Genomic DNA, 20908 nt, shown 5'->3' on the forward strand with positions numbered 1-20908 from the left:
CGGTCGGACAATCCGATCACGGGGACGGCAATCGGATCAGTTGCCGCGAGCGGGCAGCACCCCGCTGAGCAGGAACGCGACGCTCCGCTCCTTCTCCGTCCAGGCCCTGGTGTCGAGTTCGACGGACTGCAGCAGCGCGCACTCGACCTGGTAGCCGTGTTCCGTGAGATTCCGGCCGATGAGTTCGGCCGTGTCCCGGGTGGCGGCGTGCGTGACGATGCGCTGCGGACGGCGGTCGGCGACCGCGGAGACGACGGCCGCTCCCCCGCCGCCGACCCGGACGACATCCGGCTCGGGGAGGTTCTCCAGGACGTGCGGGGCGGTGCCGTGCACGATCTGCAGCTGGACGCCGTACCGGCGGGCGGTGGCGTCGGTGCGGGCGCAGGCGCCCGGATCGCTGTCGACGGCGATGACGGCGGCGCCCGCGCGGGCGGCGTCGGTGGCGAAGGCGCCGCTCCGGCACCCGATGTCCCAGACGAGGTCGCCGAGCCGCGGGCCCAGCCGGGCGAGTTGGGAGGTGCGCAGGGGTTCCCGCTCGCCCTCGCCGAGTTCGCCGCCGTACTCCCCGGCGGGCAGCGACCAGCCGCGGGGGCCGCCCGCGGGGTCCCGGCCGGCCAGCCAGCCGCCGGACTCACCGGCGCCGGCCCGGCCGCCGACGACGATGACGACGTTGGGGTCGCGCCAGGTGTGGTCGGCGGCCTTCTCCGAGGTGACGACGCTGACCTGCTCGCGTGCGGTGCCCAGTTCCTCGCAGATGACGAAGGTGCGGTGGACGCCCTCCAGGAGCAGCCCCAGTTCGGCGGGGCCGGCGCCGGGCGAGGTGAGGACCGCCACCTTGGTGTGGGCCCGGCATACGTTCACCGCGCGTCGCAGGGTGCGCGGGTGTGCGACGACCACGTGGGCGTCGTCCCAGGGCATTCCGGCGCGGGCGAAGGCCGCGGCGACGGAGGAGACGCCGGGGACGACCTCGACCTCGAGTCCGAACTCGGGTGCGCGCAGGGTCCGTACGACGCCGAAGAAGCCGGGGTCGCCGTCGGCGAGGACGACGGCCGTGCCGCGGTGGGCGGCGATGCGGCGGGCGGCGAGCGCGACGGATCCGAGCCGAATGCGCTCGGCTCCGCGGGGCACCTCGGGGAGTGCCAGGTGATGGGCCGCGCCGGCCACCAGTGTGGCGGCGCCCAGGGCGGAGCGGGCCGCGTCGGTCAGCGGCGAACCGTCCCAGCCGATCACCGTGACCCGGTCGGCCATCGTCGTCAGTCTCCTGGGGTCTGCGCAGGTCGTCGTCGGCTGTCCCGCGACGGGGCGGGTCCCGTGAGACTACCTGGTGCAGCCACGGACCGCGCCGCCGGTACCGCGTCCGGAGCTCAGTTCCAGTCCGGGTACGCGCTGAAGCCGCCGGTGTCGGCGAGTGGTCCGTCCGCGCCCTCGATGTCCTCGGGCAGCAGGCTCCACACGATGAAGTCGGTGCGCACGTCGCTCCAGCCGTCCTCGGTGCGGACATGGGCTATGCACGCGTTGCGCAGCACGCCCTCGCTGATGCAGCCGATCTTCTGGGCGACCTGCTGGGAGGCGGCGTTGTCGGCGGCCGTGCGCAGTTCGACCCGCTCGAACTTCTGGTCGCCGAAGAGCCACTGGGCGGTGGCGAGCGCGGCTTCGGAGGCGTAGCCCTCGCCGCGTGCCCAGGGGGCGACGATGTACGAGAGCTCGGTGGCGCGTACGTGCCAGTTCGTCCTGGTGAGCTGGATGAGGCCGACCAGGCGCTGGGTGAGGAACTCGGTGACGGCGAGGTCGAGTCCGCGGCCGGCCGCGCGCTCGGCGGGGGCGTGATCGGTGATCCAGGTGCGGGCGGCCTGTTCGGAGAAGGGCTGGGGGACGTCGGTCCAGGCGCCGACCTGCTCGTCGTTCATCATCTCTGCGAGGGCGGGGACGTCGTCCGTGTCGAGGGGGCGCAGCACCAACCGCTCCGTGCTGATGGAGATGTTGGGGAAGGTGCTCGTCATGCGCCGCTCCGTAACCTGAGAGACCGTCGGGTGCTGCTGAACTGCCCAGCATGCAGCATGGAAGCACGGCGCCGCACCACGGGGTCTCACCCCGTGGTGCGGCGGGCGCGGCGGATCAGAAGGACGCGAGGACGGAACCGGCGTACTTGTCCTCGATGAACTTCTTCACCTCGGGCGAGGTGAGGAGCTCGGCGAGCTTCTTCACGCGCGGGTCGTCCTCCTGGCCCTCCTTGACGGCGAGGAGGTTGTTGTTCGGGTTGCCCTCCGCCTTCTCCAGGACGAGGGCGTCGTCGGCGGGCTTGAGGTCGGCCTCGATCGCGTAGTTGCCGTTGACGACCGCCGCGTCGACGTCCTCGAGGGAGCGGGGCGTCTGGGCCGCCTCCAGCTCCTTGAACTTGAGGTTCTTCGGGTTCTTCGTGATGTCCTGGGGGGTCGCCGCGGTGCCGACGCCGTCCTTGAGGGTGAGCAGGCCGTTGGCGGCGAGCAGTTGCAGCGAGCGGCCCTCGTTGACGGTGTCGTTGGGGATGGCGATGGTGGCGCCGTTCTTCAGCGCGTCGGCCTTGTCGACCTTGTTCGAGTAGAGGCCGAGCGGCTCCAGGTGCACGTCGACGACGGACACGATGTGCGTGCCGTTCTTCTTGTTGAAGTCGTCGAGGTACGGCTGGGTCTGGAAGAAGTTGGCGCCGACCGAGCCGTCCTCGGTGGCCGTGTTCGGGGTGACGTAGTCGGTGAACTCCTTGACCTCGAGGTCGAGGCCGGCCTTCTCGGCGAGGTTGTCCTTGACGAAGGTCAGGATCTCGGCGTGCGGCACGGGGCTCGCGGCGACGATCAGCGGGCCGGAGGTGTCGGAGGCGGAGTCCTTGTCGGCGCCGCAGGCGGTGAGCCCGAGGGTGAGGGCTCCGGCGGCGAGGACAGCGGTGGTGATCTTGGCGGTGTTACGCACGAAAAGTGCCTTTCCTTGGGTGGTGCGGCCCCGTGTCGGGTATTACGGGGAGTCTTCGGGGGCGGTGCGGGGGCGGGCGGCGGTCACGCGACCTTGCCGACGTCGGCCCCGGCGGGCTCCTTGGCCCTGAGGAGCCGGAGCCTGGGCGAGGGGCCGGAGCGGCCGCCGCGGCGGTGCAGGGAGCGGGCCGCGAAGTCGCCGGCGAACTGGATGACGGAGATGACCACGGCGAGGATCGCGACGGTGATCCACATCAGTTCGCTGTCGAAGCGCTGGTAGCCGTAGCGGACGGCGAAGTCGCCGAGGCCGCCGCCGCCCACGGCGCCGGCCATGGCCGAGTATCCGATGAGGGCGATGACCGTGGTGGTGGTGCTGGCGATCAGCGAGGGCAGCGCCTCGGGGACGAGGACCTTGCGGACGATCGTCCAGGTGTTGCCCCCCATGGACTGCACGGCCTCGACGAGCCCGTGGTCCACCTCGCGGACGGCCGTCTCCACGAGCCGGGCGAAGAAGGGGATGCCGCTGATGGCGAGCGGCACGATCGCGGCCTCGCTGCCGATGGACGTGCCGGTGACCCAGCGGGTGAAGCTGGTCAGGGCGACCATGAGGATGATGAACGGCATCGAGCGGCCGATGTTGACGATCTGCCCGATGACCTTGCTCACCAGAGTGTTCTGCAGCAGTCCGCCCCTGTCGGTGAGGACGAGCAGGACGCCGAGCGGAAGACCGCCGGCGACGGCGATCAGGGTGGACCAGCCGACCATGATCAGCGTCTCGATACACGCCTGTTCGAGCAGCGGCTGCATCTGGGTCCAGGTCACTTGGCCCCCTCCTTCACCAGCGCGGGCTGTTCCCGGTTCACGACGTCGATCTGGAGGCCCTGTTCGCGCAGGAAGCCGATGGGCACGACGTTGTCCTCGTAGCGGCCGGGCAGTTCGATGCGCATCCGGCCGACCTGGAGGCCGCCGACGGTGTCGATGGCCGCGCCGAGGATCGATATGTCGATGTTGTAGGTGCGCGAGAGCTGGGAGATGACCGGCTGGGTCGCGCTCTCGCCGTGGAACGTGATGTCTAGGACGGTGCGTTCGTCGCCGGTGGCCTCGCCGCCCACCGGGAAGAGCGCGGAGGCCAGTTCGGAGCCGGGGGTGGCGAGGAGCTCGCTGACCGTGCCGGACTCGACGATGCGGCCGTCGTCCATGAGGGCGGCCGAGTCGCAGATCTGCTTCACGACGTCCATCTCGTGCGTGATGAGCAGGACGGTGAGGCCGAGCTGCCGGTTCAGGTCGCGCAGCAGCTGCAGGATCGAGCGGGTGGTCTCCGGGTCGAGGGCGCTGGTGGCCTCGTCGGAGAGCAGCACCTTGGGGTCGCCGGCCAGGGCGCGGGCGATGCCGACGCGCTGCTTCTGGCCGCCGGAGAGCTGGGCGGGGTAGGCCTTCGCCTTGTCGGCGAGGCCGACCAGGTCGAGGAGCTCCAGCGCCTTGCGGGAACGTTCCTTCCCCGAGGTGCCCAGGATTTCCAGCGGCAGTTCGACGTTGTCCTGCACGGTGCGCGAGGAGAGCAGGTTGAAGTGCTGGAAGACCATGCCGATGCGGCTGCGCGCCTGCCGCAGCTCCCGGCCGGCCCGGGGGCCGCGGCCGGCGAGCGCGGTGAGGTCCTGTCCGGCCACGGTCACGGTGCCCGAGGTGGGCCGTTCCAGCAGGTTGACGCAGCGGATGAGGGAGGACTTGCCGGCGCCGGACTGGCCGATGACGCCGTAGACCTCGCCCTCGCGGACGTGCAGGTCGACGCCGTCCAGGGCGGTGACCTCCCGGCCGCGGGAGCGGTAGACCTTCGTGAGGCCCGAGGTGGTGATCACGTGGGTTTCCGTCACTGTCGAGGGCACGGCGCGTCGTGGGCGCCGGGCCCGGGGCAATCAGGGTCGAAAGCAGCAGCAGGGCGCACTGATCCCGCGGGTGCGGCAGAGAAGTCCGTGGAGAACGTGCGCGGGGGCGTGACTCAGTCGCACAGGGGGACGGACATGAGCCGGCTCTCGCTTCGGGGCGCGAGGCTCAGGTGGTGCGGGGGCCCTCTAGAAGGCCCACATTCGGCACTGGCGCATACAACGAGCACCGGGCGTCGTGGTCGCCTCGGTCGCAGGGATGCGGTCGCTCGTCGTGGTCATGCGGTCAGTAAAGCAGACGTTTGCTCCTGACCGGACACGGCTGTCCGCATTATGGACAGCCGTGGACACCCGTGAGCCCACGTCAGGGGCGTGCGGAGATCTCCACCCCGCCGTCCGTGACCTGTACGGACAGGGCCGAGAGGTCCTCGACGACGAGGTCGGCGGTCAGCTCGTGGGCCCGGTGGGTTGTGGCCAAGGCCACGGTGGCCATCCCGGCGGCGCGGCCGGCCTGGAGCCCGGCCGGGGCGTCCTCGAAGACGACGCAGTGCGCGGGGTCGACGCCCAGGGTGCGGGCGGCGAGGAGGTAGGGCTCGGGGTCGGGCTTGCCGCGGGTGATGTCGTCTGCGGCGACGAGGGTCTTGGGCAGGATGCCGACGGCCTCGAGGCGGGCCTCGGCCAGGCGCCGGGTGGCGGAGGTGACCACGGCCCAGCGCTCGGCGGGCAGCGCAGCGAGGAGGTCCCGGGTCCCGGGCAGCAGGTGGACACCGCCCTGGGGCACGTCCTCCACCTCCAGGTCCTCGATCCGCGCCACGGCCTCCGGCACGACATGGGCGGGCAGCAGGTCGGCGGCTATCTCCGCGGCCGGCCGCCCGTGCAGCTCGACCCGCCCGAACCGCTCGGCCGTGATCCCGTACTCGGCGGCCCAGCGCGTCCAGCAGCGGTTCACCGAGGCGAGGGAGGAGACGAGGGTTCCGTCGTTGTCGAACAGCAGGGCCTGTGCATGGATGGTCATGCCATCGACCTTACGGTCCTGCCGTACCCCGCCGGATTCCCCGGGTCCGGCACCGGCCGCGGCGGACTCCGGAACCGGTGCTCGCGGGGGCGCGGACACCGGGGGTTTTCCGGCGTAATAGGGTCGCTGGCATGCTTGATGTCCTGACCGTGGTGACCGGTGTCGCCGCGCTGCTGCTCGGCGCCTGGTGCGGTTGGGCCGCCTACCGTGACCAGCCCACGAAGGACTGGCACTTCATCGGGATGGCCGTGGTCACGCTGCTGGCGCTGGTCCAGCTGGCCGTCGGGATCGTGCGGCTGGCCGGGGGCGGGACGCCGGAGCAGGGTACGACGGTCTTCGTGGCGTATCTGCTCGGCGCGTTCGCGTGCGTTCCCGCGGCGGGCTTCCTCTCGCTGGGCGAGCGCACCCGCTGGGGATCGGTGACGGTCGCCGCGAGCGGTGTGGTGCTGGCCGTGCTGGAGGTGCGCCTCCATGACATCTGGGGAGGCTGAGATGACCGCGACGCGGGAGAAGCCGGCCGGGACGCGGCTGATCGGCGGGCCCGGACTGCTGCTGGTGTGGCTGTACGGGGTGATGGTCGTCGGCGCGGTGTCGCGCTCGGCGTACCAGATCGCCACCGAGTTCGACCGGGCGCCGCTCGCGTACACGCTGTCGGCGCTGGCCGGGCTGGTCTACGGCTTCATCACCTACACCCTGGTGCGCGGCGGGGAGACGGCTCGCAGGGCGGCGCTGGTGTGCTGCGCCGCCGAGCTCGTGGGCGTGCTGACCGTGGGCACCTGGACTCTGGTGGAGCCGTCCGCGTTCCCCGACGCGACCGTGTGGTCGGACTACGGGATGGGATACCTCTTCATCCCGGTGCTGCTGCCCCTCACCGCCGTGTACTGGCTGCGCAGGGCGCGTCCCGGGCGGCCGGCGTCCTGATTCACGCGGTCGTCGCGTACGCCTGCGACCGCTTCTCCAGCACGATCATCGGTACGCCGTCGGCGCCCTGGGACGTGCCCACGCGCTGGTAGCCGACCTTGCTGTAGAGGCGCAGGTTGCTCTCGCTGCGGTGCCCGGCGTGCAGCCGGAACGTCCTGGCGCCCCGTTCGCCGGCGAGGGCGGACTCCGCGGCCCGGAGCAGACGCGCCCCGATGCCGTGTCCCTGGAGGCGGGGGTGGACGCAGAGCTTGCCGATCGCGGCGGCGCCGTCCTCGGTGATCCTGCCGTGCACCGAGCCGACGATCTCGTCGCCGAGGCGGGCGACGAACACGCAGTCGGCGGCGACCTCCTCGCGGACCGACTCGAGGGTCTGGACGAGCGGGTCGATGCGGTAGTTGCCGTAGAGGGCCGCCTCGCTCTGGAAGCACAGGTACTGCAACCTGAAGATCTGCTCGGCGTCCTGCTCGGCCGCCGCAGAGATGGTCACGCTCATGCCCATGTGCGCATGCCTCCCGCTCACCTGATCACCTGTCGTCCCTCACTCCTATCCCCGTCCTCAGCGCCCCGCAATCTCCGGTGTGAGCAAACGCCGCAGACATCCCAGGCATCTGGAGCGTTCCGGGCCGAGACTGCCCTGTGAGATAGCCAACTCCCCCGCGATTTCCCGGTATGTCGGATCGCGAGGGGACAGCAGCGCCTCGATCAGCCGGGGGCAGCGGCCGGGCAGTCGCAGTGCGGCGTCGCGCAGCGCGCGGCGGCGGGCGGCGGCGAGCACCAGGCGTTCGGGATCGTGCCGGCCGGTGTCGGCGGGGTCGCCGGTCAACGCCGTTTCCCGGCGGGCCCTGCGGCGGGTGCGGCGGGCCTCCGTGCGGACGGCCCGGCGCAGCCAGTCCGGCGGGTCGGGCGGCGGGCCGTCGGTGCCGAGGCGTTCCAGGAGGCGCAGCCAGACCGCCTGTTCCAGGTCGCCGGGCTCGGCCCCGCAGCCGGGCGCCTCGGCGGAGGCCTCCGCGGTGAGCAGCGGGCGCAGCGAGACGAGCAGTTCGTACGCCGTGACCGGTACAGGTGTCATACGCGCAACGACTCGGCCGCCCCGGGCACGGTTGCCGGGGCGGCCGCGGTTCACCCCTGGCGGGGCCGGACGTCTCAGCCGTTGACGAAGTCCTCGCGGGCCAGCAGCCCGGTGTCCGGGTTGTCGGTGAAGACGCCGTCGATGCCGGTGGCGAAGTAGGCGCGGTAGGCGCCGAAGACGTCGCCGTAGGCGTCGGGGTCGGTGCCCTTGCGGAAGTCGGCGGGCAGGAAGGGGTTCTCGTTGCGCATGGTGTAGGGGTGCAGGATCAGGCCCGCGCGGTGGGCGTCCCGCACCAGGCTGCTGGGCGCGGTGAGCCGGCCGCTCGCGTCGCGCGGGATGACCAGGTCGAGGGTGGGGCCGATGCCCTGGGCGTAGGAGGCGATCTCCTTGAGGCCCTCTGGGGTGACGAGGTCGGCGACGGTGCGCGGGTCGCCGGACTCGACGAAGTCCCAGGGGCGGCTGTTCGCGCCGGACAGCAGCACCACGAGCGGGTTGCCGACGAGCCCGCGCAGCCGCTGGACGCTGGTCGGCTCGAACGACTGGAGGATCACCGGCGCGTTCCGGCCGTCCTTGCCGTGCTTGCGCAGCAGCTTGGCCACCCGTTCCTCCAGGCCGAGGCCCAGACCGCGGAAGTAGGTGGGGTGCTTGGTCTCGGGGTAGATCCAGACCTGCTTGCCGCGCTTGCGGGTCTGCTCGTCCTGCCAGCGCAGCACCTCCTCGAAGGTGGGGATCTCCCAGCGGCCGTCGTACAGGGTGTTGTGCGGGCGGTTGGCGGGGATGCGCTCGACCGCGCGGAGCCGCTTCAGCTCGGCGAGGGTGAAGTCCTCGGTGAACCAGCCGGTGACGGCGGCGCCGTCCAGCGTCTTGGTGGTGCGGCGGCCGGCGAACTCGGGGTGGTCGGCGACGTCCGTGGTGCCGCCGATCTCCGGCTCGTGCCGGCAGACGATGTGGCCGTCCCTGGTGGGCACCAGGTCGCCCGCCTCGACGATGTCCGCGCCCATGTCGAGGGCGAGCTGATAGGCGCCGAGGGTGTGCTCGGGCCGGTAGCCGCTGGCTCCGCGGTGGCCGACGATCGTGGGGACGGGCAGACCCTTCAGCCCCCGGCCCGCGCCGTGCCGCGCGTCGGCGGCCCGCGCCGTGCCGGCCGGTCCCAGGACCGCTCCGCCCGCGCCCAGCACCGCCGCGCCGAGGAGGGCCCGCCGTCCGGTTCCGCCCGCGTGTCCGTTCGACTCCCGCTGTGCCATGTGGGCCCTCCTGATGTCGGCTGATGTCGGCTCGTTCGGTGCGGGCCGATCGTAGGTGGGCCCATGTGACGGGCGGGAGACCCCGGACCGAACACACGGATGATGTTGGATGGCGTAAGGCGGCCGCCGACGCGTCGTACGTCTGTCGTATTTCACCCGGTACCTGAGGGCCCGTCGGATCCGTCCGCCCGGAATGGGGCACCCGGGCGGTGCGCGGGATCCCGCCGGGCGGCCGAGGGGAAACGTGTGTCAATAGTGCGTAGGACCTCGGTGAACCGCACGTGCCCGATGTGCGCAACCCACGGGATCGCGAGTAATGTCCTCACCTGCACAGACTCATACGGCATTCACCGACGTACGTTTCCCACGGAGGGCCCGTTGTCCCGCTTCGCGCTCATCAAGGCCACGCTCGGTCCGATCATGCGCCTGATGTTCCGCCCACAGGTGGAGGGCGCGGAGAACATCCCGGGCGACGGTCCGGTGATCCTGGCCGGCAACCATCTGACGTTCATCGACTCGATGATCCTCCCGCTGGTCTGCGACCGTCAGGTCTTCTTCATCGGCAAGGACGAGTACGTCACCGGCAAGGGCGTCAAGGGCCGGCTGATGGCGTGGTTCTTCACCGGCGTCGGCATGATCCCGGTCGACCGCGACGGCGGCCGGGGCGGTGTGGCGGCGCTGATGACCGGACGCCGGGTGCTGGAGGAGGGCAGGGTCTTCGGCATCTACCCGGAGGGCACCCGCTCCCCCGACGGCCGGCTGTACCGGGGCCGTACCGGCATCGCCCGGCTCACCCTGATGACCGGCGCGCCGGTCGTGCCGTTCGCCATGATCGGCACGGACAAGCTGCAGCCGGGCGGTGCGGGGCTGCCCCGACCGGGCAAGGTCACGGTGCGCTTCGGCGAGGCGATGGAGTTCTCCCGGTACGAGGGCATGGACCGCGACCGCTATGTGCTGCGCGCGGTCACCGACTCGGTGATGACCGAGGTGATGCGGCTGTCCGGGCAGGAGTACGTGGACATGTACGCCAGCAAGGCGAAGGCCGCGTAGCGCCGGACGCCGGCCCGGCGCGCGGCCCGTCTCGCCTTCTGGCGCGGGCGGGCCGTCGGCCGGTTGCGCGGTTCCCCGCGTCGCTAGACGGTCTCGTCGAGGCGTTGGCCGCGGAGCATGAACCAGGACGCCGCCGCCGCGGCCAGCAGGACCGTCGCGCCCGTGCCCGCCGCCAGGGTGAGGCCGTCGACGAAGGACTGGCGGGCCGCGTCCAGCATCGGCCCGGCGACACCGGCGGGCAGGTGCGACGCCGCCTCCACCGCGCCGCCCAGGGACTCGTGGGCCGCCGCCGGTGTGCCCGCCGGACCGGTGAATCCGCGGTAGACACCCGTCACGACGGAACCGAGCACGGCGATGCCGAGGGCCGCGCCGAGTTCGTACGCCGTCTCCGAGACGGCGGAGGCGGCGCCCGCCTGTTCCTTGGGCACGCTGGAGAGGATCACGTCGGCGGTCACCGTGAAGGAGAAGCCGGCGCCCAGACCGACCATCAGCAGCGCCGCCCCGAGCAGGGGGTATCCGGTGGACCGCTCGATCACCGTCAGCGCGGCGAGCGCCAGTCCGATGGCTGCGAGCCCGCCGGCGACCACCGAGCGCACCGAGTAGCGCCGGGCGACCCGGCCGGCGACCAGTCCGGCCGCCACCGCGCCGATCGCGGCGGGCAGTTCGGCCAGTCCCGCCTCGAACGGGCGCCTGCCCTGGACGAGTTGCAGATACTGCGAGAGGAAGAACACCAGGCCGGACAGGCCGAGGATGGTCAGCAGGTCGGCGAGCACCGCTCCGCTGAACCCGCGGTGTCGGAACAGCCGCATGTCCAGCAGCGGGACGGGGAGCGTCAGCTGACGGCGCACGAACCCGTACAGGGCGCCCGCGCCCAGCAGGCCGGACACCAGGACGGGCACGCCGAGGCCGTGCGACGCCGCGTCCTTCACCGCGTACACGACGCCGATCATGCCGGCCAGGGACAGGACGACGCTGGTCAGGTCCCAGGGGCCGGGGTGCGGGGTGCGGGACTCGGGGAGCAGCCTGATGCCGACGACGACCAGTACGGCCATCACGGGCAGGTTGATCAGGAAGACCGAGCCCCACCAGAAGTGTTCGAGGAGGAAGCCGCCGAGGACCGGCCCGATCGCGGTGCCGGCGGAGGCGGTGGCGCCCCAGATGCCGATGGCGAGGCTGCGTTCGCGCGGGTCGTGGAAGAGGTTGCGGATCAGGGCGAGGGTGGCCGGCATCAGGGTGGCGCCCGCGACGCCGAGCAGCGCCCGCGCGAAAATCATCAGCTCGGGCGTGTGCGCGTAGGCGTTGAGCACGGATATCGCGCCGAACGCGGTGGCGCCGTGGAGCAGGAGCCGCTTGCGTCCGACGCGGTCGCCGAGGCTGCCCATGGAGACGAGCAGGCCGGCGATCACGAAGGAGTAGACGTCACCGATCCACAGCAGCTGGGTGCCGGTGGGAGCGAGGTCCTCGCTGATGTACGGGGTGGCCAGGCCGAGCACGGTCGCGTCGACGGCCACCAGCAGCACGGCGAGCACGAGCACGGAGAGGGCGAGCCAGCGGCCCGGGCGCCTGATGTCCTCGGTGGCGGTCTCCGGCCGCAGGGCGCTGGTCATGCTTCCTTCCTTCGCGCCGGGGCGTCCGGGCGTCGTACGCCGCCGAGCAGCAGCTCGACGATCATGTGGGTGAAGTCCTTGGGGGCGACACGGCCCTCGGCCACCGCCCAGGCGCCGGAGGCGAGCAGCCCGTAGAGCGCCTCGGTGAGCCAGGCCGGGGTGAGGTCGATACGGAACTCGCCGCTCGCCTGGCCGCGCCGGAACAGGGCGGCGATGCGCTCGTCGATCGCGGCCCAGTCGCCGTTCTGCTCCTCGCCCTCGAACAGCTGGTTCTCGGTGTAGAGGAAGGCGAGCAGGGGGGCGTGCGGTTCCACCTCGGCGACCAGACGGCGCACGGCGTCGGCGGCGGGCCCCTCGTCCGGCCGGGCCGCCTCCAGGGCCGCCTCGCACTCGGCGATGCCGAGCGCCTCCAGCGCCCGGACCAGCGCGTCCCGTCCGGCGAACTGCCGGTGCAGGGTGGCGCGGCTGATTCCGGCGGCCCGGGCGACCTCGTCCATGGTCGCGGTGGATTTGCGGGTCAGCAGGGCGGCGGCACTGCGCAGCACCTGGTCACGTTCGACAGCCATGAGACGACGATAGCGCATGTGAGACATTCATGTCTCATTCAAGGTGCGCATGTCTCATGGCGGACGGTGTGCGGGCGGAACGGCCGCTCAGTGCCAGGGCAGCTGCCCGCGCCGCTCCCAGTAGGCCCCCGGCTCCTCGGCGAGCGCGGCGAGGCGGGACGCCTGCTCGTCGGTGAGGTCGACGACGGCGGCGTGCAGGTTGGAGGCGAGCTGGGCGGTGGTCGCCGCTCCGGAGAGGACCACACCGGCCCACGGCTCCCGCAGCACCACCGCGAGGGCGACGGCGTCACAGCCCAGACCGGTCTCCTCGGCGACGGCCCGCAGCGCCTCCGGGGCGTGCGGGGCGGCGAGCCGGCCGTTGGCCATGCCCTCCTTGACGATCACCGTGAGTCCGGCGTCACGGGCCTCGGCGAGCGCGGGCCCCGCGGAGGTCTCCAGGGCGTTGTACGTCGACTGGACGGTGCGGAAGAGGGGCTCGCCGTCGACGGTGACGGCGAGGGCGGCGCGGATGGCGTCCGCCTGGGCCGGGCCGCTGGTGGAGAAGCCGACGGTGAGGCCCTGGCCGGCCGCCTCGGCGAGCCGGGCGTGCAGCTCCTTGTCGGTGAGGGCGGGGCTGTCCGGGGTCACCGAGTGGATCTGGTAGAGGTCGAGCCGTTCCCCGAGCAGCGCATCCGACTCGGCGCGCTGACGCTCGTACGCGGCGAGGGAGTGGTCCTTGATCTCGTGCCGCTCGGCGTCGGTGGTCCAGTCGGCGGTGTAGGTGTAGCCCCACTTGCTGCCGACGACGACGTCCTCGACGTCGGTCCGGTTCTTCAGCCAGTCGGCGAGGAACTCCTCCGAGCGGCCGTAGGAGCGGGCGGCGTCGAAGTAGCGCACGCCCTGGGCGTAGGCGGCGTCGAGGAGTTCGTGTGTGCGGGTGCGCAGCGTCTCGACGCTGCGGTCCTCGCCGAGGTCGTCGTTCCGGCCCAGGTTGATGTAGCCGGGGCGGCCGATGGCGGCGAGGCCGAGGCCGATGTGGCAGGTGGGGGTTGTCGCTGTTGCCAGTCGGGCGAAGGGCATCGCGGGCTCCGTTCGGTCGGGTCCGGTCCGGTTCCCGACCAACGTAACCCGCGATGACCTTGGTTTCGCCCGGGCGCTCGGCTGCCCGCGCCCCCGGACGGCTGCCCCCGGCGGTGTCCGGTCAGCTCCGCCGCTTCGCGTTCGCCCAGGCGTGCTGTGCCGCCAGGTCCGCCTTCACCTCGGCGAGCTGGACCGCGACCGCGCTCGGGGCCGTGCCGCCCCGGGCGTCACGGGAGGCGAGGGCGCCGGGGACGTTCAGGACCGTGCGGACCTCCGGAGTGAGGTGGGCGGAGATCTTCGCGAACTGCTCGTCGGTCAGCTCGTCCAGTTCCTTGCCCTCGGACTCGGCGACCTTGACGCACTCGCCGGCCACCTCGTGCGCCACACGGAACGGCACGCCCTGCTTGACCAGCCACTCGGCGATGTCGGTGGCGAGCGAGAAGCCGGCCGGGGCCAGCTCCTCCATGCGCTCGCGGTGCACCGTGAGGGTGGCCATCATGCCGGTGAAGGCCGGGAGCAGGATCTCCAGCTGGTCGATGGAGTCGAATACCGGCTCCTTGTCCTCCTGGAGGTCGCGGTTGTACGCGAGCGGGAGGGCCTTGAGGGTGGCCATCAGGCCGGTCAGGTTGCCGATGAGACGTCCCGACTTGCCGCGCGCCAGCTCGGCGATGTCGGGGTTCTTCTTCTGCGGCATGATCGACGAGCCGGTGGAGAAGGCGTCGTGCAGGGTCACGAAGGAGAACTCCTTCGTGTTCCAGATGATGACCTCCTCCGCGATCCGGGAGACGTTCACGCCGATCATCGCCGTGATGAAGGCGAACTCGGCGACGAAGTCCCTCGACGCGGTGCCGTCGATGGAGTTGGCCGCGCTGCCGTGCTCGAAGCCGAGGTCCTCGGCGACGGCCTCCGGGTCCAGCCCGAGGGAGGAACCGGCGAGCGCGCCCGAGCCGTAGGGCGACACGGCCGTGCGCTCGTCCCACTGGCGCAGCCGCTCGGCGTCCCGGGACAGCGCCTGGACGTGGGCGAGGACGTGATGGGCGAAGAGCACCGGCTGGGCGTGCTGCAGGTGGGTGCGGCCGGGCATGGCCACGTCCGGGTGGGCCTCGGCGAGGCCGGTGAGCGCGTCCTGGAGGTCGGCGATCAGACCGCCGACGGTGCGGGCGTGGTCCCGCAGGTACATCCGGAAGAGGGTCGCCACCTGGTCGTTGCGGGACCGGCCGGCGCGCAGCTTGCCGCCGAGGTCGGGGCCGAGGCGTTCCAGCAGGCCGCGCTCCAGGGCGGTGTGCACGTCCTCGTCGGCGATGGTGCCGGTGAAGGAGCCGTCGGCGACGTCCGCCTCGAGCCGGTCGAGTCCGGCGAGCATCCGGGTGAGCTCGTCCGCGGTGAGCAGCCCGGCCGTGTGCAGCACACGGGCGTGGGCGCGCGAGCCGGCGATGTCGTAGGGCGCGAGCCGCCAGTCGAAGTGGACGGACGCGGACAGCTTCGCCAGGGCCTCGGCGGGACCGTCGGCGAAACGGCCGCCCCAGAGCCGTACGTCACCGCTGTTGCTGCTCACTACCTGCGCTCCTCAAGGATGGTGATGAAAAGCGCCCCCGAAGGGGCGCGGGGAACCGCGCGATCGGCCACAGCGGGCCCGCAGTTCCCCTCCCACAGCCATATCCTGGCCGTCAGGCCAAGTCCCGCTTCGCGGCGATCTTCGACGACAGACTGTAGATGTAGATGAACCCCTTCGCGGCGGCCTGGTCGAACGTGTCGCCCGTGTCGTACGTGGCCAGGTTGAAGTCGTACAGCGACGACTCGGAGCGCCGGCCGGTGACGACCGCGCGGCCGCCGTGCAGGGTCATCCGGATGTCGCCGTTGACGTGCTGGCTGGCCTCGGTGATGAAGCCGTCCAGGGCGCGCTTGAGCGGCGAGAACCACTGGCCGTCGTAGACCAGTTCGCCCCAGCGCTGCTCGACCTGCCGCTTGTAGCGGGCGAGCTCGCGCTCGACGGTGACGTTCTCCAGCTCCTGGTGGGCCGTGATCAGGGCGATGGCGCCGGGCGCCTCGTACACCTCGCGGGACTTGATGCCGACGAGACGGTCCTCGACCATGTCGATCCGGCCGATGCCCTGGGCGCCGGCGCGCTCGTTGAGCTGCTGGATGGCCTGGAGCACGGTGACCGGCTTGCCGTCGACGGCGACGGGGACGCCCTCCTTGAAGGTGATGGTCACCTCGTCGGGCTCCCGCGGCAGGGCCGGGTTCTGCGTGTACTCGTAGACGTCCTCGATCGGGGCGTTCCAGATGTCCTCGAGGAAGCCCGTCTCGACGGCGCGCCCGAAGACGTTCTGGTCGATGGAGTACGGGGACTTCTTGGTGGTCGCGATCGGCAGGCCCTTGGCCTCGCAGAAGGCGATGGCCTTGTCGCGGGTCATGGCGTAGTCGCGGACCGGGGCGATGCACTTCAGGTCGGGGGCGAGGGCGACGATGCCGGCCTCGAAGCGGACACGGTCGTTGCCCTTGCCGGTGCAGCCGTGGGCGACGGTGGTGGCGCCGTGCTTCTGCGCGGCGGCGACGAGGTGCTTGACGATCGTCGGCCTGGACAGGGCGGAGACCAGCGGGTAGCGGTCCATGTAGAGGGCGTTGGCCTTGATCGCCGGGAGGCAGTACTCCTCGGCGAACTCGTCCTTGGCGTCGGCGACCTCGGCCTCGACGGCACCGCAGGCGAGGGCGCGCTTGCGGATGACGTCCAGGTCCTCGCCGCCCTGGCCGACGTCGACCGCAACGGCGATGACCTCGGCGCCCGTCTCCTCGGCGATCCAGCCGATGGCGACGGAGGTGTCCAGACCGCCCGAATAGGCGAGTACGACGCGCTCGGTCACGGGTTTCTCCTCACAGTGCATTCGCTGACATGCATGAGTATGCAGGACTCCGCATGAATCGTCAATCTGCCCGGGAATCGGGGCGTGGGCTGAACGCCCGAAACCGCTTTCGCGTACTGGTGTCCGGACGCAGGCGCCGCGTCGGACCGAACGAGACCGCACCGACCGACCGTGACACCCCCGACCCGAGTGAGGCATCCGCATGTCCAGGGCCCTTCCGAAGTACAACAAGCGCCGCGTCGGCTTCATCGGCGGCGCCGCCGCGGTGGCGCTGACCGGCGCGGTGATCGCCGGCACCGCCCTCGCCGGCGAGTCGTCCGGAGACGGCGGCGCCGCGAACGCCCGGACGCTGGCGGGGCCGGGCACGGTCTCCTGCCCGGACGTGGCCCCGGAGCTGCCCGCGATCCCCGCCTCCGCGCAGGCGGAGGTCGAACGCACCCTCGCCGACCTCGACAAGCAGATCGCCGAAGCCGACAAGCGACTCGTCGACACCGTCGGACAGGGCGGACCCAACTTCGTCCAGAACGCCATCCTCGGCCCCCTCGAGGACAAGCGCTTCGCCGCCATCAACCGCATCGCCACCGCCATCGGCCGCACCGCCGAACGCCCCTCCGGGCTGGACTCCCTGGCCGCCTGCACACTCACCAAGTGAGGTGACAGGCGCTGTGGCCGCCCCGTTTCAAGCGCCGGCCGGGGCGGCCACGGTATTCCTCCGCACCGGTGGCCACTTATTGCTTAGACAAACGAAAGACTTGCCCGCATAATCGGTGGCCATGGGAAAGACGTATGAGCGCATAGACGGCCGCCTCCGCACCTTCATCGAGGAACAGCCGGTCTTCTTCACCGCCACCGCCCCGCTGTCCGCCGACGGCACGGTCAACCTCTCGCCCAAGGGCCTCAAGGGGTCCTTCGCGGTCCTCGACGAGCTCACCGTGGCCTACCTCGACTTCGCCGGCTCCAACGCCGAGACCATCGCCCATCTGCGGGAGAACGGCCGGATCACCCTCATGTGGTGCGCCTTCCAGGGGCCCCCGAACATCGTGCGGGTGCACGGCCGCGGCGAGCCCGTCTTCCGGGACGACCCCCGCTTCGGGGAGCTGCTGACGCACTTCCCCGACATCGACGCCTCCTCCCACGGCCTGCGCGCCGTCGTCGTCGTGACGGCCGAACTCGTCCGGGACACCTGCGGATACGCGGTGCCCTTCATGGCGTACGAGTCGGAACGGGACCTGCACGCGCGGCGGTTCGCGCGGGAGGACGACGCCTCCCTCGACGCGTACTTCACCAGCAAGGAGTACATCGCGACCAGCATGGACGGACTGCCCGGGCTGCCGTTGCCGCTGCCCCCGTCCACGGTCTGAGCCATGCGCCGAGGTGTCGCCCGGCCGGCCTCGCCGCTGCCGGACCGGATGACGGACACCGGGGGGACCGAGTCCCGCGCCACCGACTGCCGGGCCACCGAGGCCGAGCACCTGATCGGCTTCCGCGCGCAGTACGTCACTGAACCGGTCTCCCCTCTGAACACTCCGGCGTGACGGCACGTATCTGTGGGCCAAGGGCCAAGTCCCACGGAGGAACCGTGACCACCACGCTCGCCGGCGGCCGTGCCGCCCGCCGCCAGACGATGCGCCGCATCCGTCCGCGCCGCTCCCCCGCCGTGCCGCTGCTGCTCGCCGTGGGCGCGGGCGCGGTGGCCGTGCTGTGGCTGTGGTGGACCAGCACACCGTCCATCGCGGACACCACCGGGAAGATCATTGCCGCCGGCCGGATCACCGGTCTGCTCGCCGGCTACCTGATGGCCCTGGTGGTGCTGCAGATGGCGCGGGTGCCGGCGCTGGAACGCCGGGTCGGTTCGGACCGGGTCGCCCGCTGGCACGCGATGAGCGGGCGCTACACCGTCACCCTGGTCGTCGCGCACGTGTTCCTCATCATGTGGGGCTACGCCCGGCAGGCGGGCCGGAGCCTCGGCGGCATCGTGCAGCAGACGATCACCTCCGTCAGCACGCTGCCGGACATGGGCAAGGCAGCCGTCGGCACCGGCCTGCTGTTCGTGATCGCCTTCCTCTCCGTCGGCCCGGTCCGGCGCCGGCTGCCGTACGACGCCTGGTACCACGTGCACCTGCTGACGTACGCGGCGGTGTTCCTGACGTTCTGGCACCAGATCACCACCGGAAACGAGTTCGCCGTCGAACCGGCCGCGAAGACCTTCTGGTACGGGCTCTACGGCGTGGTGACCGCCCTGGTCCTGTGGTACCGGGTGATCACCCCGGTCCGGCTGAACATGCGGCACCGGATGCGGGTCGAGGCGGTCGTCGAGGAGACGCCGGGCATCGTGTCCGTGCTGATCGGCGGGCGCAGGCTGCACCGGATGGGCGCGGAGGCCGGGCAGTTCTTCCGCTGGCGGTTCAAGGCGCCGGGCATGCGGTTCAGCTCCCACCCGTACTCGCTGTCGGCGGCGCCCCGCCCGGACATGCTGCGGATCACGGTGAAGGCGATCGGCGACCACACCTCACGGCTGCGCGAGCTGCGGCCCGGGACGAAGGTGTGGGCCGAGGGCCCCTACGGGGCGCTGACCGCGCAGCGGCGCAGCCGCGGGAAGGTGCTGCTGGTGGCGGGCGGGGTGGGGATCACCCCGATGCGGGCGCTGTTCGAGACGCTGCCCGGCGCCGCCGGTGACATCACGCTGCTGTACCGGGCCAACAGCACTCAGGACCTGGCGCTGTGGAGCGAGTTGGCGAAGATCGCCGAGGAGCGGGGCGCCCGGCTGATGTACGCGGTGAACAGCCCCGACGGGGAGCGGCCCGACATCTCGGCGGAGAGCCTGCGACGGAAGATCCCGGACGTCGACCGCCACGACGTGTTCATGTGCGGGCCGCCCGGGTTCGCGCAGTCGGTGTACGACGCACTGCGCGACGCCGGTGTCCCCGCGCGCCGTATCCACCACGAGTCGTTCGAGATGTGAGCGACGGGCCGTCCACCCGGGTCACCCACACCCGTCAGGAGCTTGAGAAGCGATGAGGAAGAGTCACCCCGTCCGGCGTGCCGTGCTCGCGACCGCCGCCACCGTGTCCGGCATCGTGCTGCTGCTGTCGCTCAAACCGGCGTCCGATCCGGGCTCGGCCGCCGCGGCCGGCGGTGCGGCGCCGCCCGTGGCGGCGCAGTCGCCGCAGGGCGGCGCCGAGCCCATCGGGAACGGCACCGTCACCGGTGACGCGGCGCAGACCCAGTACGGCGCCGTGCAGGTACGGCTGACCGTGAGCGGCGGCAAGATCACCAAGGCGGAGGCGGTCCAGGCGCCCAAGGGCGGGCAGAGCGACCGGATCACCTCCAACGCAGTGCCCCGGCTCAACCAGGCCGCCGTCGCGGCCCAGGGCGCGGAGATCGACGCGGTGTCGGGGGCGACCTACACCAGCGGCGGGTACAAGAAGTCGCTGCAGTCGGCGCTGGACAAGGCGCGGGCGGCCGGCGCCGGGCAAGGAGCCGGCACCGGTTCGGGGCAGGGTGCCGGGGGCGGCGGCAGCGCGCAGGCGCGGACCGTCACCGGTGACGCGGCGCAGACCCAGTACGGGCCGGTGCAGGTGCGGATCACCGTGAGCGGCGGGAAGATCACCGAGGCCGGGACGGTCCAGGCGCCCAAGGGCGGGCAGAGCGACCGGATCACCGCCAATGCCGTGCCGAAGCTCAACCAGGCGGCGGTGGCCGCCGGGGACGCGGAGATCGACGCGGTGTCGGGGGCCACGTACACCAGCGCGGGCTACAAACAGTCGCTCCAGTCGGCGCTGGACAAGGCCGGTGGCTGACACGGTGGCCGAGCCGGCCGGGGCTCCCGCCGCGGTGCGTCATGTGGAGGAGACGATGGGGACCGTCTTCTCCCTCGACGTCCGCGGCGGGGAATCCGCCGCGGTGCGCGCGGCGCTGGAGGAGACGGTCGCCGGGCTGCACCGGGTCGACGAGGTGTTCAGCACGTATCGCGACGACAGCCAGATCTCCCGGCTGGCTCGGGGCGAGCTGGACGTCGGGGAGTGCGATGCCGAGGTCGCCGAGGTGCTGGAGCTGGCGGCCGAGGCGGAGCGGGTGAGCGAGGGGTGGTTCAGCCCGCGGTACCGGGGGCGTCTCGACCCGACCGGCATCGTCAAGGGCTGGGCCACCGAACGGGCCGCGCGGCGGCTGGCGGCGGCGGGGGCGACGGGAGTGAGCGTCAACGGCGGCGGGGACGTGCAGCTGCTGGGTGCGCCGGGGGCGGGGCGGCCCTGGCGGGTGGGGGTGTCGGATCCGCTGCGGCCGGGCGGTCTGGCGGCCGTCGTCTCGGCGGCGGGGGCGGACGAACTGGCCGTGGCGACGTCCGGGACCGCGGAGCGGGGGGACCACATCGTCGACCCCCGGACGGGGCTGTCGGCGGTGACCGACCTGGTCGCGGTGACGGTGGTCGCGCCCCGGCTGACGTGGGCGGACTGCTGGGCCACGGCGGCGTTCGCGATGGGGTCCCGGCAGGCGCTCGGCTGGCTGGAGTCCCTGCCGGACGTCGAGGCGCTGCTGATCACCGCGGGTGACGAGGTGCGGTGCACCGGAGGACTGGCGGCACGCCTGGGCTGAGCGGCGCCGCGGCCGGAGTACCGGCGTGCCCCTCGCCCCCGTGCGCTGCCCGCAAGCGGTGGGGCGGCTCCCTCAGGGGCGGGGGGAACTGCGCGACCGGC

General features: G+C 72.0%; 23 protein-coding genes. 9 read left to right on the plus strand and 14 right to left on the minus strand.

The window, feature by feature from the left end:
* Positions 1-36: 36 nt before the first annotated feature.
* From cbiE to CNQ36_RS06525, 6 genes are all read right to left on the minus strand, one after another.
* Complete coding sequence (gene cbiE, locus CNQ36_RS06500; RefSeq protein WP_121545280.1) at positions 37-1248, minus strand: precorrin-6y C5,15-methyltransferase (decarboxylating) subunit CbiE; 1212 nt, start codon at positions 1246-1248, stop codon at positions 37-39.
* Positions 1249-1364: 116 nt separating this feature from the next.
* Positions 1365-2000, minus strand: coding sequence for a GNAT family N-acetyltransferase (locus CNQ36_RS06505; RefSeq protein WP_121545281.1), 636 nt, complete (start codon positions 1998-2000; stop codon positions 1365-1367).
* 115 nt (positions 2001-2115) lie between these two features.
* The gene (locus CNQ36_RS06510; protein ID WP_121545282.1) at positions 2116-2943 is read right to left on the minus strand and encodes a MetQ/NlpA family ABC transporter substrate-binding protein; all 828 of its coding nucleotides are present in this window, start codon (positions 2941-2943) and stop codon (positions 2116-2118) included.
* A gap of 83 nt (positions 2944-3026) precedes the next feature.
* Positions 3027-3764 carry a methionine ABC transporter permease gene (locus CNQ36_RS06515; protein WP_004933716.1) on the minus strand — a complete coding sequence of 246 codons (738 nt, stop codon included), beginning with the start codon at positions 3762-3764 and terminating at the stop codon, positions 3027-3029.
* Positions 3761-4798 (minus strand): methionine ABC transporter ATP-binding protein, encoded by a 1038-nt coding sequence (locus tag CNQ36_RS06520; protein ID WP_040907646.1) that lies wholly within the window; start codon positions 4796-4798, stop codon positions 3761-3763. Before CNQ36_RS06520 ends, CNQ36_RS06515 begins: the two co-directional genes overlap by 4 nt.
* Positions 4799-5186: 388 nt before the next feature.
* On the minus strand, positions 5187-5837 hold the full coding sequence (locus tag CNQ36_RS06525) for an HAD family hydrolase (protein ID WP_121545283.1): 651 nt from the start codon (positions 5835-5837) through the stop codon (positions 5187-5189).
* Positions 5838-5968: 131 nt separating this feature from the next.
* On the opposite strand from CNQ36_RS06525, the gene CNQ36_RS06530 reads away from it, so the two are divergent.
* A complete protein-coding gene (locus tag CNQ36_RS06530; protein WP_121545284.1) occupies positions 5969-6328 on the plus strand; it encodes a hypothetical protein in 360 nt (119 codons plus the stop codon).
* 1 nt (position 6329) lies between these two features.
* The gene (locus CNQ36_RS06535) at positions 6330-6758 is read left to right on the plus strand and encodes a hypothetical protein (RefSeq protein WP_121545285.1); all 429 of its coding nucleotides are present in this window, start codon (positions 6330-6332) and stop codon (positions 6756-6758) included.
* A 1-nt stretch (position 6759) separates the two neighbouring features.
* Here CNQ36_RS06535 and CNQ36_RS06540 read toward each other — a convergent pair whose 3' ends face one another.
* The 3 genes from CNQ36_RS06540 to CNQ36_RS06550 all read right to left on the minus strand — a co-directional run bounded on the left by CNQ36_RS06540 (position 6760) and on the right by CNQ36_RS06550 (position 9071).
* Positions 6760-7257 carry a GNAT family N-acetyltransferase gene (locus CNQ36_RS06540; RefSeq protein WP_004933709.1) on the minus strand — a complete coding sequence of 166 codons (498 nt, stop codon included), beginning with the start codon at positions 7255-7257 and terminating at the stop codon, positions 6760-6762.
* 57 nt (positions 7258-7314) lie between these two features.
* On the minus strand, positions 7315-7827 hold the full coding sequence (locus CNQ36_RS06545) for a sigma-70 family RNA polymerase sigma factor (protein ID WP_121545286.1): 513 nt from the start codon (positions 7825-7827) through the stop codon (positions 7315-7317).
* A gap of 74 nt (positions 7828-7901) precedes the next feature.
* On the minus strand, positions 7902-9071 hold the full coding sequence (locus CNQ36_RS06550; RefSeq protein WP_004933704.1) for a glycerophosphodiester phosphodiesterase: 1170 nt from the start codon (positions 9069-9071) through the stop codon (positions 7902-7904).
* A gap of 288 nt (positions 9072-9359) precedes the next feature.
* On the opposite strand from CNQ36_RS06550, the gene CNQ36_RS06555 reads away from it, so the two are divergent.
* Positions 9360-10121: a lysophospholipid acyltransferase family protein gene (locus tag CNQ36_RS06555; protein WP_121545287.1), complete on the plus strand. Its 762-nt coding sequence runs from the start codon at positions 9360-9362 to the stop codon at positions 10119-10121.
* Between the two features lie 83 nt (positions 10122-10204).
* Here CNQ36_RS06555 and CNQ36_RS06560 read toward each other — a convergent pair whose 3' ends face one another.
* The 5 genes from CNQ36_RS06560 to CNQ36_RS06580 all read right to left on the minus strand — a co-directional run bounded on the left by CNQ36_RS06560 (position 10205) and on the right by CNQ36_RS06580 (position 16214).
* Positions 10205-11728 (minus strand): MFS transporter, encoded by a 1524-nt coding sequence (locus CNQ36_RS06560; protein WP_121545288.1) that lies wholly within the window; start codon positions 11726-11728, stop codon positions 10205-10207.
* On the minus strand, positions 11725-12294 hold the full coding sequence (locus CNQ36_RS06565; protein WP_004933695.1) for a TetR/AcrR family transcriptional regulator: 570 nt from the start codon (positions 12292-12294) through the stop codon (positions 11725-11727). Before CNQ36_RS06565 ends, CNQ36_RS06560 begins: the two co-directional genes overlap by 4 nt.
* 87 nt (positions 12295-12381) lie before the next feature.
* Positions 12382-13353, minus strand: coding sequence for an aldo/keto reductase (locus CNQ36_RS06570; RefSeq protein ID WP_121545290.1), 972 nt, complete (start codon positions 13351-13353; stop codon positions 12382-12384).
* A 121-nt stretch (positions 13354-13474) separates the two neighbouring features.
* Complete coding sequence (argH, locus tag CNQ36_RS06575) at positions 13475-14908, minus strand: argininosuccinate lyase (RefSeq protein ID WP_004933652.1); 1434 nt, start codon at positions 14906-14908, stop codon at positions 13475-13477.
* 112 nt (positions 14909-15020) lie between these two features.
* A complete protein-coding gene (locus CNQ36_RS06580; protein WP_206278430.1) occupies positions 15021-16214 on the minus strand; it encodes an argininosuccinate synthase in 1194 nt (397 codons plus the stop codon).
* A 202-nt stretch (positions 16215-16416) separates the two neighbouring features.
* Here CNQ36_RS06580 and CNQ36_RS06585 point away from each other — a divergent pair, with 202 nt between their 5' ends.
* The 6 genes from CNQ36_RS06585 to CNQ36_RS06605 all read left to right on the plus strand — a co-directional run bounded on the left by CNQ36_RS06585 (position 16417) and on the right by CNQ36_RS06605 (position 20807).
* The gene (locus tag CNQ36_RS06585) at positions 16417-16866 is read left to right on the plus strand and encodes a hypothetical protein (protein WP_121545292.1); all 450 of its coding nucleotides are present in this window, start codon (positions 16417-16419) and stop codon (positions 16864-16866) included.
* A gap of 121 nt (positions 16867-16987) precedes the next feature.
* Positions 16988-17575, plus strand: a complete 588-nt coding sequence (locus tag CNQ36_RS06590; protein ID WP_004933644.1) for a pyridoxamine 5'-phosphate oxidase family protein — start codon at positions 16988-16990, stop codon at positions 17573-17575.
* A gap of 3 nt (positions 17576-17578) precedes the next feature.
* Positions 17579-17749 (plus strand): hypothetical protein, encoded by a 171-nt coding sequence (locus CNQ36_RS34610; protein ID WP_163013209.1) that lies wholly within the window; start codon positions 17579-17581, stop codon positions 17747-17749.
* A gap of 44 nt (positions 17750-17793) precedes the next feature.
* Complete coding sequence (locus CNQ36_RS06595) at positions 17794-19176, plus strand: ferredoxin reductase family protein (RefSeq protein ID WP_163013210.1); 1383 nt, start codon at positions 17794-17796, stop codon at positions 19174-19176.
* A gap of 52 nt (positions 19177-19228) precedes the next feature.
* Positions 19229-20014 (plus strand): FMN-binding protein, encoded by a 786-nt coding sequence (locus CNQ36_RS06600; RefSeq protein WP_121545293.1) that lies wholly within the window; start codon positions 19229-19231, stop codon positions 20012-20014.
* Between the two features lie 55 nt (positions 20015-20069).
* Entirely contained in the window at positions 20070-20807 is a 738-nt protein-coding gene (locus tag CNQ36_RS06605) for an FAD:protein FMN transferase (RefSeq protein ID WP_004933630.1), read from the plus strand.
* Positions 20808-20908: the final 101 nt, after the last annotated feature.

Source organism: Streptomyces fungicidicus, from assembly GCF_003665435.1.
Taxonomy (GTDB): Bacteria; Actinomycetota; Actinomycetes; order Streptomycetales; family Streptomycetaceae; genus Streptomyces; species Streptomyces fungicidicus.